The organism is Burkholderia contaminans (assembly GCF_029633825.1).
GTDB lineage: Bacteria > Pseudomonadota > Gammaproteobacteria > Burkholderiales > Burkholderiaceae > Burkholderia > Burkholderia contaminans.
Genome location: NZ_CP090641.1, coordinates 1,212,386 through 1,226,530, shown reverse-complemented (window position 1 = coordinate 1,226,530; position 14,145 = coordinate 1,212,386). Strand labels below are relative to the sequence as shown.

The window sequence follows — 14,145 nt, the reverse complement described above, 5'->3', positions numbered from 1 at the left end:
TACATCCTCAATGCTTGGGTTGACTGAAGCCCGCCGCGGGTGGCGCGGCGGGCTCGTCCGGCCGTCGGGGCCGCCGCGGGCCGTCCGGCTGGCGTGCCGGGCGGCCTGGCGGCGCGACGCGTTACTTCCACTGGTACAGCATGCCGGCGCCGATCACCTTCTGACCGCCGCTGAAGCCGCCGTTGATCGACGCCTTCAGGTTCTCCGTGATGCGAGCCTGCATGTTGACCGCCATCGCCTTCTGGCCGAGGAAGGTCGACGTACCCACGCCCATCCCGAAGTTGGCATCGCGATCGAGCTGCGGGATCGATGCCATCGCGCCGACGGCCGCGATACCCTGCTTCGCCATCTGGTCGGTCTGCTGCAGTTGCGAACCCAGCGAGTTGATCTGCGCCTGCTGGCCCGACAGTGCCGTCGACAGCGTCGTCTGCACCTGCGTCAGCTGGTTCACGTTCACCGCGTCGGTGCCTTGCGTACCCGGCGCGACGTTCGTGATCTGGCGCTGCTGCGTGTCGCTACCGACCGACACCACGTTCGAGCGGCCGCCGTCCGTCGAATTCGCGCCGATCGCCACCGAGTTCGAGCCGGCGGTGACGGTCGGGTGGTCGGTGCCGGTGCCATTCATGTCGGCCGCCACGCCGTTGTTGTTCGCCGCACGCGTCGTGTTGTTGTTGAGTGTCGTCGACAACTGGTTCAACTGGTTGTTGATGTTCGTCACGCCGGTCGACAGCGAGGCCACGTTGCTGTTCGTCGTGCTCAGGCCGGTGGACAGCGAACCGATGCCCGTCGAGGTCGACGTCGACAGCGAGTTGACGTTGCTGTTCGTCGTGCTCAGGCCCGTCGACAGCGAGTTGATCGCGGTCGAGGTCGACGTGGACAGCGAGGCCACGTTGCTGTTCGTCGCGCTCAGGCCGGTGGACAGCGAGTTGATGCCCGTGGACAGCGATGCGACGTTCGACGCGGTCGACGTCGACAGCGTGTTGATCGCGTTGTTCGTCGCGTTGAGCTGGCTGCCGTTGATCGCGTCCGTGCTGCTGGCCGAGATCCGGCCCGCGGCGACGTTCGTGATCTGGCGTTCCGCCCCCGGTGCGCCGACGCTCACCACGCCGACCGGCGAGCCGCCTGCGAACGGGTACGTGACGCCGCCGATCGTGGCGCTCGACGTCGGGTTCGCGGCGCTCGTGACCGAGTTCGCGCCGAGTGCGATCGAGTTGGCGACGTTGGCCTGTGCGTTCGTGCCGAAGGCCAGTGCGTCGGCCGCGGTTGCCTGCGCTGCCGAGCCGTACGCTTGCGCGCCGGTGGCGCTTGCCGTGGCCTGGTTGCCGAGCGCGATCGTGTTGTCCGCGGTGGCCTGGTTCGAGCTGCCGAGTGCAAGTGCGCTCGCGCCGTTGGCCGTGTTCGCGTTGCCGAGCGCCACTGCGCCGTTGCCGGTCGCCGTGTCGTTCGCGCCCATCGCCACCGCGCCGGTACCCGTAGCGATGCTCGGGTCGCCGATCGCGACCGCGCCGTCGCCGGTTGCCGTGTTGCCGGAGCCGATCGACACGGCCTTGCCGCCCGTTGCCGATGCGTTCTGGCCGATGGCGACCGCGCCTGCCGACTGCGCGTTCGAACCGTCGCCGACTGCCACGCTGCTGTTGCCTGCCGCGCTAGCGTTCACGCCGGCTGCGAGGGCGTTGATGCCCGTCGCGCCCTTGTTGTCGTAGTTGGCTTGCTGCACGCCGTTGTCGTTGACGCTGTAGTAGTGCGTTTTCGCGTCATTGATCGCGGTCGAGGTCGAGGTCGACAGCGACGACACCGAGCTGTTCGTGCTGCTCAGGCCGGTGGACAGCGAGCCGATGCCGGTCGACGTCGACGTGGACAGCGACAGGATCGTGCTGTTCGTGCTGCTCAGGCCGGTGGACAGCGAGTTGATGCCCGTCGAGGTCGAAGTCGACAGCGAGGTGATCGAGCTGTTGGCCGAAGACAGGCCCGTCGACGTCGAGGTCGACAGCGAGGTGATCGAGCTGTTGGCCGACGAGAGACCCGTCGAGGTCGAGGTCGACAGCGAAGTCACCGAACTGTTCGTCGAGCTGAGGCCCGTGGACAGCGAACCGATCGAGCTGTTGGCCGACGAGAGGCCGGTCGAGGTCGAAGTCGACAGCGAAGTGATCGAGCTGTTCGCCGAAGAGAGACCGGTCGAGGTCGAAGTCGACAGCGAAGTCACCGAACTATTCGTCGAGCTGAGACCCGTGGACAGCGAACCGATCGAGCTGGTTGCCGACGAGAGGCCGGTCGACGTGGAGGTCGACAACGACGTCACCGAACTATCCGTCGAGCTCAGGCCCGTGGACAGCGAACCGATCGAGCTGTTGGCAGACGAGAGGCCGGTCGAGGTCGAGGTCGACAGCGACGTCACCGAACTATCCGTCGAGCTGAGGCCCGTGGACAGCGAACCGATCGAGCTGTTGGCAGACGACAAGCCGGTCGACGTGGAAGTCGACAGCGACGTGATCGAGCTGTTGGCCGACGACAGGCCCGTCGAGGTCGACGTCGAGAGCGAGGTGATCGAGCTGTTGGCCGACGACAGGCCCGTCGAGGTCGAAGTCGAGAGCGACGTGATCGAGCTGTTAGCTGAGGACAGCCCCGTCGAGGTCGACGTGGACAGCGACGTGATCGAGCTGTTGGCCGAAGACAGGCCCGTCGAGGTCGAAGTCGACAGCGAGGTGATCGAGCTGTTAGCCGAAGACAGGCCCGTCGACGTCGAGGTCGACAGCGACGTGATCGAGCTGTTGGCCGACGACAGACCCGTCGAGGTCGACGTGGACAGCGACGTGATCGAGCTGTTGGCCGACGACAGGCCCGTCGAGGTCGACGTGGACAGCGACGTGATCGAGCTGTTGGCCGAAGACAGGCCCGTCGAGGTCGAGGTCGACAACGAGGTGATCGAGCTGTTGGCCGACGACAGCCCCGTTGAGGTCGAGGTCGACAGCGACGTGACCGAGCTATTGGTCGACGAGAGACCGGTCGAGAGCGAGCCGATCGAGCTGTTAGCCGACGACAGGCCCGTCGAGGTCGACGTGGACAGCGACGTGATCGAGCTGTTTGCCGACGAGAGACCCGTCGAGGTCGAGGTCGACAGCGAAGTCACCGAACTATTCGTCGAGCTGAGGCCCGTGGACAGCGAACCGATCGAGCTGGTAGCCGACGAGAGGCCGGTCGACGTGGAAGTCGACAACGACGTCACCGAACTATCCGTCGAGCTGAGGCCCGTGGACAGCGAACCGATCGAGCTGGTAGCCGACGAGAGGCCCGTCGAGGTCGAGGTCGACAGCGACGTCACCGAACTATTCGTCGAGCTGAGACCCGTGGACAACGAACCGATCGAGCTGGTCGCCGACGAGAGGCCGGTCGACGTGGAAGTCGACAGCGATGTCACCGAACTATCCGTCGAGCTGAGGCCCGTGGACAGCGAACCGATTGAGCTGGTAGCCGACGAGAGGCCGGTCGACGTGGAAGTCGACAACGACGTGATCGAGCTATTGGCCGACGACAGGCCCGTCGAAGTCGAGGTGGACAGCGAGGTGATCGAGCTGTTAGCGGACGACAGGCCGGTCGAGGTCGAGGTCGACAACGACGTGATCGAGCTGTTGGCCGACGACAGACCCGTCGAAGTCGAGGTGGACAGCGAGGTGACCGAGCTATTGGTCGACGAGAGACCGGTCGAGAGCGAGCCGATCGAGCTGTTGGCTGACGACAGGCCCGTCGAAGTCGAGGTGGACAGCGACGTGATCGAGCTGTTGGCCGACGACAGACCCGTCGACGTGGAGGTCGACAGCGAGGTGACCGAGCTATTGGTCGACGAGAGACCGGTCGAGAGCGAGCCGATCGAGCTGTTGGCCGACGACAGGCCCGTCGAAGTCGAGGTGGACAGCGACGTGATCGAGCTGTTAGCCGACGAGAGACCCGTCGAAGTCGACGTCGACAGCGAGGTGATCGAGCTATTCGCCGAGGACAGGCCGGTCGAGGTCGAGGTCGACAGCGAAGTGACCGAGCTATTGGTCGACGAAAGGCCGGTCGACAACGAGCCAATCGAGCTGGTAGCCGACGAGAGGCCGGTCGAAGTCGAAGTCGAGAGCGACGTGATCGAGCTGTTAGCCGACGAGAGACCCGTCGAGGTCGACGTGGACAGCGAGGTGATCGAGCTGTTAGCCGACGACAGGCCCGTCGAAGTCGAGGTGGACAACGACGTGATCGAGCTGTTAGCCGACGAGAGACCCGTCGAAGTCGACGTCGACAGCGAGGTGATCGAGCTATTCGCCGAGGACAGGCCGGTCGAGGTCGAGGTCGACAGCGAAGTGACCGAGCTATTGGTCGACGAAAGGCCGGTCGACAACGAGCCAATCGAGCTGGTAGCCGACGAGAGGCCGGTCGAAGTCGAAGTCGAGAGCGACGTGATCGAGCTGTTAGCCGACGAGAGACCCGTCGAGGTCGACGTGGACAGCGAGGTGATCGAGCTGTTAGCCGACGACAGGCCCGTCGAAGTCGAGGTCGACAGCGAAGTGACCGAGCTATTGGTCGACGAGAGACCGGTCGAGAGCGACGTGATCGAGCTGTTGGCCGACGACAGACCCGTCGAGGTCGACGTGGACAGCGACGTGATCGAGCTGGTAGCCGACGACAGACCCGTCGAGGTCGAGGTCGACAGCGAGGTGACCGAGCTATTGGTCGACGAAAGGCCCGTCGACAACGAGCCGATCGAGCTGGTAGCCGACGACAGGCCAGTCGAGGTCGACGTGGACAGCGAGGTGATCGAGCTGTTGGCCGACGACAGACCCGTCGAGGTCGAGGTCGACAGCGAAGTGACGGAGCTATTGGTCGACGAAAGGCCCGTCGACAACGAGCCGATCGAGCTGGTAGCCGACGACAGGCCCGTCGAGGTCGACGTGGACAGCGAGGTGATCGAGCTGGTAGCCGACGACAGACCCGTCGAGGTCGAGGTCGACAGCGACGTGACGGAGCTATTGGTCGACGAGAGGCCGGTCGAGAGCGAGCCGATCGAGCTGTTGGCCGATGACAGACCCGTCGAGGTCGAAGTCGACAGCGATGAAATGGCGCTGGTCGCGCTACCAACCGCTTGGGCGACCGAATAGAGCTGGCTACCGTTGATCGCGTCGGTACTGGTCCCGGTCACCCGACCGGCGGCGACGTTGGTGATCTGCCGTTCTTTGTTGAGGTCGCCGACGCTGACGGTGCCGACCGGCGTGGCGCCGGCAAATCCGCTGAACGTAACGCCGTTGACGGTTGCGCTGCTCGTGGGGTTGGCCGCGGCCGTCGCCGAGTTGGCGCCGAGTGCGACGGAGTTGTTCGTGCCGGCGACGGCGCCGGTGCCGATGGCGACAGCGTCGGTGCCGGTCGCGGTGCTGTCGGCGCCTGTCGAGTTCGCGTGGAAGTACTTGATGCCCTGGCTGTTGATGTTGTTGATCGCCGAGCCGACGCTGTTGGCGGTCGACGTCGTGCCGTTCGCGTTATAGGTCGTGTACGCCGGCGCGGAAACCGTCCCGGTCGTCGGGTCGTACGTGGACCCGCCGCCGAGTGCCGCCGCCGTGCTGGTGCCCAGGTTGTTCGTCTTGGTCGTGATCGTGCTCAGGCCGGTCGACGTGGAGGTCGACAGCGACGTGACCGAGCTGTTGGTCGAGCTCAGGCCGGTCGACAACGAACCAATCGAGCTGGTAGCCGACGACAAACCCGTCGACGTGGAAGTCGACAGCGAAGTGACCGAGCTGTTGGTTGAGCTGAGGCCGGTCGACAGCGAGCCAATCGAGCTGGTAGCCGACGACAGACCCGTCGAGGTGGAGGTCGACAGCGACGTGACCGAGCTGTTGGTCGAGCTCAGGCCGGTCGACAACGAGCCAATCGAGCTGGTAGCCGACGACAGACCCGTCGACGTGGAAGTCGACAGCGAGGTGACCGAGCTATTGGTCGACGAAAGGCCCGTCGACAACGAGCCGATCGAGCTGGTGGCCGACGACAGACCGGTCGACGTGGAAGTCGACAGCGAGGTGACCGAGCTATTGGTCGACGAAAGACCCGTCGACAACGAACCGATCGAGCTGGTAGCCGACGACAAACCCGTCGACGTGGAAGTCGACAGCGAAGTGACCGAGCTATTGGTCGACGAGAGGCCAGTCGACAGCGAGCCGATCGAGCTGGTGGCCGACGACAGACCCGTCGACGTGGAAGTCGACAGCGAAGTGACCGAGCTATTGGTCGACGAGAGGCCGGTCGACAACGAACCGATCGAGCTGGTAGCCGACGACAAACCCGTCGACGTGGAAGTCGACAGCGAAGTGACCGAGCTATTGGTCGACGAGAGGCCAGTCGACAACGAACCGATCGAGCTGGTAGCCGACGACAGACCCGTCGACGTGGAAGTCGACAGCGAAGTGACCGAGCTATTGGTCGACGAGAGGCCAGTCGACAGCGAGCCGACCGAGCTGGTAGCCGACGACAGACCCGTCGACGTGGAAGTCGACAGCGACGTGACCGAGCTATTGGTCGACGAGAGGCCGGTCGACAACGAACCGATCGAGCTGGTAGCCGACGACAGACCCGTCGACGTGGAAGTCGACAGCGAAGTGATCGAGCTATTCGCCGACGACAAACCGGTCGAAGCCGACGTCGACAGGCTCGTGATGCTCGACGTCGTCGTGCTTGCTACCGAGTAGAGCTGGCTGCCGTTGATCGCATCGGTGCTGGTCGACGTGACGAGACCAGCGGCCACGTTCTGGATGCGGCGCTCGTTGCCCGCCGTACCGACGCTGACGACGCCGTTGGCAGCGCTTGCGCCGGCAAAGTTGCCGAACGTCTGGCTGCCGATCGTGGCGGAGCTGACCGAACCGGTGCCGCCGGTCGCCGTGTTCGCCGCACCAATCGTTGCCGAGTTGTTGCCAAGGGCAACGGAATTGGCCACGTTGGCCGTCGACAGGTAGCCGAGCGCCATCGCGTTGCCGGCCGAAGCCGTCGACTGGTAACCCATCGCGACCGCATTGCCGTTGCCGCTGGCCGTCGCAAACGAACCGATCGAAATGTTTCCGGCCTGGGAAGCCGTGGATTGCTGGCCGATCGCCACGCTCTGGAGCGCACTTGCGGTGGCCACGCCAAGCGCCACGCTGCCGCCGCCAGCTGCGCTGGCATTGACACCGATCGCGGTCGCATAGTTCGCCGTCGCGGAGCTGCCGTTGCCGTAAGCGGAAGCCGGTGCCGAAGCGCCGCCCGCATACGACGAAGCGCCGATCGCGGTCGAGCCCGCGTAAGTCGACTTGGCGCTGCTGCCGATACCGACCGAACCCGCCCCCGTCACGCTGTTGGCGCTGCCCAATGCAACCGCGCCGGTGCCGTTTGCCGAGTTGCCGCTGCCGAGCGTGACCGCGCCCGTGCCGCTTGCCGAGTTGCTGGTGCCGAGCGCGACCGCGCCGTCGCCGCTGGCCGTCTGCGAACGACCGATCGCCACGGCGCCGCCCGTCGCGGAACCGCTGTCGGCGGTCGTGCCCGACGAGCCGATGGCGACGTTCTGGCCGGTTGCACCGGAAACGACGCCATCGCCCTGAGCGATGCCGTATGCGCCGTTCGTCGTCGCACCGCGGCCGATCGCGATGCCGGACGTTGCGCTCGAGGTGACCGACGATTGGCCGCCGATCGAGATCGAATCCTGTGCGGTCGCCTGCGCGCCAGCGGTGGAGTTGCTGCCGATCGCCGTCGAGCCGGCGCCGGACGCGAGTGTCTGGATGCCGTTGACCGCGCTGGTGCTACCCATCGCGGTGGCGTAGTTGCCGGTTGCCTTCGTGCCGCTGCCGACGGCGGTGGCGAACTGACCGGTTGCCGACGTACCTTGGCCGAATGCGGACGATGCGGTGTTGGTGGCCGATGACCCCGTACCGAATGCCGTCGAGTTGGACCCGCTGGCGACCGTGTTGGTCGGTGAGTTCGCGCCGATAGCAATCGCGCCGCCGGCGGAGGCGGTCGGGCTTTGGCCCGGCACGCACGAGCCGAAGGAGCCGGAGCCGATGGCGATCGACGTCGAGCTGGTCGAATTGCCGCCCCCGGCGCTATAGCCGGATGTCGAGCACTGCGCGTAGGCGACGTTGCCGCCGGCCGCCCCGGCGACCATGATCGCGGCCGCGACGGCCTTCACGACGGCCGACTTGTTTGGCTTGCCCCGTGCCGAGTCGTGTTCCGATGCAGCAACCCACGCGCCGAGGGATTCGTTCCAGATCGAGCGGTATGTGCGGTTCATGTCCAGCTACCTCCAAATATGCACGCCACACACCGGTCTCTTTTGTTAGAGGAATACTCCGTGCGCTCGCGCGAATCTCAAAATTGATGGGCGGAGTTTATTGGAGGCGGATTTTTCAGATTGATAAAAAGTGATAAATAGAGCGTTTGGAAAGTTAAAGGATGGTTAATGGGTCGTGTTTTGATGCATTGACTCAGAATGTATTTGTAAGACGTAAGAATGTTTAGTGAATGGTTTTGAACTGCGGCGCCTTTCATGATTTTTCGTATAAAAATCATGGTGTTATGTTTGTTTTGTGCGGTGGGTAACACAACAGAATCGCCGAATTGTAAGACAAATGAAATAGCAAACGTTTGCGGAGTGGGTGGAAGTTTCGAGATTGTAATGTTTCTTGGTGTTAGGTTGGATAATGCGACCCCCATCTTGTTAACTTGTTAATTGAATATTTATTTGTTGGCTTTTAATTGATTTTTCGGATTATCTTTAAATCAATTTAATTTGAAATGTCGAACGTCGGGCTGTGCTGATTTGCGCGTCCGGTCCGCTGCGATAGCCCGAGTGACGGGCGTTTCGGGCCGGTCGGTGCGTCGAATTTGTAAAAAAGTGCTACAACGCGGTGGATCGGATCGTCAGCATTCACCTTTCGAATTTGTCCTATTGACTATTTCCGCGACTGTGACAATCGAATGGGGTTCAGCGACGGGGCAAATCCGTCAGGCAGGCGTGATCTGCGTCGATGGTGCGTCTGGCGGCGACAGGTTGTTAAAGAGGCTGTCCGGTGCCGTCGGCCATGTCCCCGAATCGTCAAATCCTGGGTGTGACAATTTGTCCGCGTGCGCCCAAGCGCCGAAGAAAAAAGGGCGGGAGTGAGTGTGTCCGGCGCGCCACATCCGGCAGGGCTCTGCAGTCGGCAAGGTTCCACACCGGATGCGATGGGGCGGCCTCGAGCGGACGGCGGACGGGGTAGCCCAGTAACGCGGCTCGCCATGGAAGTGCAACGACCGCGCAGCGAAGTTCGAACGCGACCCGGGCGCGGGCCACCGAACGGGACGGATGCGTCGATCGTCGCGTATCGCTTGCTGCACGGCCGGATGCTGGCGATGCCGTTGCCGACGCCCGGATCCCGGTTGAATTCGGCGGCCCGAGGTTTTGAGCGTCGACGAAGGCGTTGCCCGGTTGCCCGACCGGACAACCGGGCCAACCGGACTTCCGCCCGGCGCGGTGGCCTTTACTTCTTGAGAAACCGCAGCGCAAGCCGCGCCATGCGCGGCACAAACATCGGGCGCAGCAGGCGCTTGTCGTAGCCGGCCATCCGCCGGTCGTTCTCGGCGAGACACAGTTCGATCAGCTCGCGCGGGTTGAGCGCATCGCCGATATCGGCGGTGCCGGTCGCCGGGAAGTTCGCGTCACGCGCGACGCCGTCGGAATCGATGCCGCGCGCGATGCCGATGCGCTCCCGGATCAAATGCACCCACACGGCCGCGACCCGCGCGAAGAACCACGGCCGGCGCCACCACGGGAGCGAACGCCAGTACCACGCGTACCAGTTCACGAAGAACAGGATATGGCGGCCTTCTTCCTGGATCACGGGCTCGAAGGTGTCGACGAGTTCGGGCGGGAAATAGCCGGAGCGCTGCGCGGAACGGAACAGGCCGAACGCGAAGAAGCTGTCGATGCATTCGCTGAAGCCCGTGACGATCCACCACCACTCGGGATCTTTCGGCGCCGGGTAGGCCGGCTCGGGGGCGAGCCGGATGCCGTATGCCTCGACGAGCTTCGACAGCACGACCTTGTGGCGCCCTTCCTCGCCGCCGTCCATCTCGAGTGCGCGGCGCAGCAGCGGATCGCCGATCGTCGCCGCATAGGTGGCCACGCGGATCGATGCGCGGCCTTCGGTCTGCACCGCGATGTCCCAGATCGGCAGCGACGTGAGCCGTTTGAGCTCGGCGGGCGTGAGCGCCGGCCAGTCGATTACTGCCGGCTTGTACGGATTGTGTGTGTCGAGCAGCATGCGGCAGAACATCTGCATGTGCGCATCGGAACCGATCCGGACCGGACCTTGCCTCTCGAAGGTCCAGTTGCGCATTGCATGATCTGCCGCTGCATGCTGTTCCTGCAGCGTGTCACTCATGGCTTTGGTCATACGTTTACGGGTCGAAAGATTTTTGCATAGCTTCCGTAAACGCGTATTTTCGAGCGGCCATGGGCACGCCGGTGTCGTTTGTCGCTAAGGCAGAGCGGATCGGCATCCAAGGCGAGCGAGACGGCTCCCATGCGGTAGTGGTTGTCGTGCCCTATCTCTCGGTGGACGCAGCCAGCATCACTTCCGTACGCCAACCGCTGTCGAGCGTGAACAAGGGCGGTTGCAGGCATCTGCGCCGCGTCGATACGCGGCCAATCACGGGGATCCCTTCGTTCTCGCCGAAGCCAGGCCGGCGTGAGCCGGCTCAGCGAGCGTCATGGCGCCCTTCGTCCATCTTCGCGACAGCCTCTTTCAGCAGCCCGCGCAACCAGGTGAGCCCGGGGTCCGAGGTTCGGTGCTTGTGCCATTGCATCGCCTGCTCCATCGTCGGGACCGGCACCGGTACCTCGCGCAGCACGATCGGCAGGCTGCGCGCGGCTTCTTCGGCGAGCCGCCGGTGCATGGTGGCGATCCGGTTCGTGCCGGCCAGCAGGTGCGCCGGCGACACGAAGCTGTACGTGCTCGCCTCGACCCGCCTCACAACGCCGAGCCGCTGCATGAACCAGTCTTCGATCGCCGCCTGTGCGTCGCCGACCTGCACGACGACGTGCCCGGCCGCCATGTAGCGCTCGTTCGTCATCTCGCCTTGCGCGAGGGGGCTGTCGCTCCACATCACACAGCAGTAGGTTTCCTCGAGCAATACCTCGGCCGGATGCTCGGTCGAGCAATACTCCTTGGGGATGATCAGCAGATCCGCTTCACCGCGTTCCAGCAAGCGGTGGGGATACGCGATTTGCGGGCGCAGCTCGAAGCGGATGCCGGGTGCTGCCTTGTAAGCGAGCGCGAACAGGTGCGGCATGAGCGTCGTCATCGTGTAGTCCGAAACGAACAGGCGGAACAGCCGGTTCGCGTGCGCCGGCACGAATTCGGGCTGAGCCGCCACCGTCGCGTCGACGCGCACAAGGATGTCGCGCACGGCGTCTTTGAGCGCATCGGCGCGCGGCGTCGGCTCCATCTTGCGACCGACCTGCACGAGCAGTTCGTCGTTGAAGTATTCGCGTAACCGCGAAAGCGCGTTGCTCATCGCCGACTGGCTCAGGTGGATCTTTTCGGCCGCACGGCTGATGTTCTGTTCGCTCAGGAGCGCGTCGAGCGCCACGAGCAAGTTGAGGTCGAGCTTGTTGAACCGCATGCGCGCTGTCTCCGTTCTCCTCTTCGCTACCGCGTGGCCGCGCCGTATGCGATATCAGGGTTTAACCTGAAAGTATTGATGCCGTCGATAGCGGCAATGGATCGAATCCATTTTTAGCATACATCAGCCTGTCCTAACCTAGCCACATCTCGACGCGACGGCAGCCCGCGCATCGTATCGGGAGGCCAGCGTCAGGTCATTTTCGGATCGAGCGTACCGCTGTACCTCGGCCGTCTGCACCGCGCTTTCCACTACTAAAAGAGATGCCAGGCGGCGCAAACGCGCCTCCAGGAAGAGGAGACAGCATGTCCACGAAACTGATCGCAGCCGTTGTCGGTTGCGCCGTGTTGGCGACGGGTTCGATGAAGGATGCACTGGCGTTCGAAGGCGGCGTTTCACCGTATCCGGCCGGCGCGGTGGGGACGAATATCGCCAACCTGCCGCCGATCCCCGGCCTGTTCGCACTCGAACAGTTCAACTACAGCTTTGCGAACGGCCTCTATGGCAACGACGGCAAGAAACTGCCGATTCCGTTCCATACGTCGGTGTTTTCGGAAACCACGCGTCTGCTGGCGGCGTATCCGTTCCATCTGCTCGGCGCAAACGTCTATACGCAGCTGGTCATTCCCGTTGTGTCATTGCACAGCACCGTGTTCGGGCAGTCGAGCACGCAGAACGGCCTCTCCAACATCACGCTGACGCCCGTGTTGCTGCAATGGAATCTCTCGCCGAACCTGGCGATTGCGTCGGGCATCGACGTTGCATTCGAGACGGGTTCCTATAGCCCGGTCAAGTCGAGTGTCGCGGTGGGCTACACCTCGGTGCAGCCGGTGATCTCGATTCGCTACAACGTTCCCAACGGAATCGACGTCGCGCTCGCAAACCGCTTCCTGCTCAATCTGAAGAACGGCACGACGGACTACAGCTCGGGCGACGGTTATGTCGCGGAGTTCAACGCAGGCTGGAACTTCGGCCCGTGGAAACTCGGCGTGGTCGGCGCGTACCTGAACCAGTTCAGCGACGACAAGGCCGGCGGCGTGAGCGTTGGCAATCGCATGCGGACCTTCGGTATCGGTCCGTCGATCGTGTACGACGCGAGAAGCTGGAACGTCAACCTCAATTATCAGCAAGGCATCTATGCCGCAAACACGGCGAAGAGCAGCAGTGTGTGGCTGAACATCGCCATCCCGTTGTGGGCCGGCTTCGGGCACAAGGGCTGAGCATCGTGTCGCGCGCCGGACTGCGCGCGAGAACCGGTCATCGGCGCCGTCATCGAGCAATACGCAATTTCAATCAAGGCAATCAGCATGTTCCGATACTTTCCTACCAACTACGTCTGGAATCTGTCCGTCAATCTCGCCATCGAAATGGGCGCGCGCATCGGTGAAATCGAGGAGATGTGTGGGCCGCTCCAGGAAGCGGCCAGGCAACCGGACGCCGACGGCACGCGTGCGTTTCGCGAAGCGTGGGTCGAGAAGGCCGATCGCCTTTGCGATCTCGCGCAGGACGACGAGGCCCGGGGGCGGCGGTTGTCGGCGGGCGAGAAGTACAAGCGTGCCGCGATCTATCTGATCACGGCCGAGCGCATGCTCGCGCACGATGCCCCGGGGCGTATCGATCTTTACCAACGCTCGCTCGATACGTTCGACAATGGCATCGCACTCTCTGGAGAAAACTGCGAGCGCGTCGCCATTCCGTCCGGCGACACGCATCTGTCCGGACTCCTTGTGAAAGCGAAGAACGCCAACGCGCGCAGCCCGCTGCTCGTGCAGGTCAACGGGCTCGATTCGACCAAGGAAATGAAGTACTTCGTGGGCTTGCCGGCCTGGCTGGCCGCGCGCGGCGTGTCGTCGTTGATTGTCGACCAGCCCGGTACCGGCGAAGCGTTGCGGCTGCACGGCCTGAATGCCGTATACAACTCGGAAGTCTGGGCGAGCAAGATCGTCGACTGGCTCGAAGGCCGGGACGACGTCGATCCGAAGCGGATCGGCATGGAGGGCGTGTCGCTCGGCGGCTACTACTGCCCGCGCGCAGTCGCGTTCGAGCCGCGTTTCGCCTGCGGTGTGGTGTGGGGCGCCAACCACGACTGGCGCGACGTCCAGAAAAAACGCCTGCAGCGCGAAGGCAACTTCCCGGTGCCGCACTACTGGAAGCATGTCTGCTGGGTCTGGGGCGCGAAGGATATCGACGACTTCATGCGCATCGCCGAAGACGTGCATCTCGACGGCGTGCTCGATCGTATCAAAGTGCCGTTCCTCGTCACGCATGGTTCGCAGGATTCGCAGATCCCGGTCGCCTGGGCTCATCGCACGTACGAGCAACTCGTGAACAGCCCCAAGCGCGAGCTCAAGATCTTCACCGAGCGCGAAGGCGGCGTCCAGCATTCGAGCTTCGACAACTCGATCAACGCGGGGCACTTCATCGCTGACTGGATCGCCGAAACGCTCGGCGGACGCACCTCGCTCTGACTCATTCACCCATCTCAAGCACGCACATCTC

General features: G+C 63.7%; 5 protein-coding genes. 2 read left to right on the top strand and 3 right to left on the bottom strand.

The genetic code is table 11. The annotated features are described in order from the left end of the window. Positions 1-121 precede the first annotated feature (121 nt). The 3 genes from LXE91_RS23190 to LXE91_RS23180 all read right to left on the bottom strand — a co-directional run bounded on the left by LXE91_RS23190 (position 122) and on the right by LXE91_RS23180 (position 11,646). Complete coding sequence (locus tag LXE91_RS23190) at positions 122-8,272, bottom strand: ESPR-type extended signal peptide-containing protein (protein WP_135370741.1); 8,151 nt, start codon at positions 8,270-8,272, stop codon at positions 122-124. 1,228 nt (positions 8,273-9,500) lie between these two features. Then, complete coding sequence (locus tag LXE91_RS23185) at positions 9,501-10,403, bottom strand: hypothetical protein (RefSeq protein WP_039346701.1); 903 nt, start codon at positions 10,401-10,403, stop codon at positions 9,501-9,503. A 316-nt stretch (positions 10,404-10,719) separates the two neighbouring features. Then, positions 10,720-11,646, bottom strand: a complete 927-nt coding sequence (locus LXE91_RS23180; protein WP_039346679.1) for a LysR family transcriptional regulator — start codon at positions 11,644-11,646, stop codon at positions 10,720-10,722. A 305-nt stretch (positions 11,647-11,951) separates the two neighbouring features. Between LXE91_RS23180 and LXE91_RS23175 the strand changes: the two genes are divergently transcribed. Together LXE91_RS23175 and LXE91_RS23170 are read left to right on the top strand one after the other, a co-directional pair. After that, positions 11,952-12,866 carry a SphA family protein gene (locus tag LXE91_RS23175; protein WP_039346677.1) on the top strand — a complete coding sequence of 305 codons (915 nt, stop codon included), beginning with the start codon at positions 11,952-11,954 and terminating at the stop codon, positions 12,864-12,866. A gap of 87 nt (positions 12,867-12,953) precedes the next feature. Then, positions 12,954-14,114, top strand: a complete 1,161-nt coding sequence (locus LXE91_RS23170) for an alpha/beta hydrolase family protein (protein ID WP_039346676.1) — start codon at positions 12,954-12,956, stop codon at positions 14,112-14,114. The last annotated feature ends 31 nt before the right edge of the window (positions 14,115-14,145 follow it).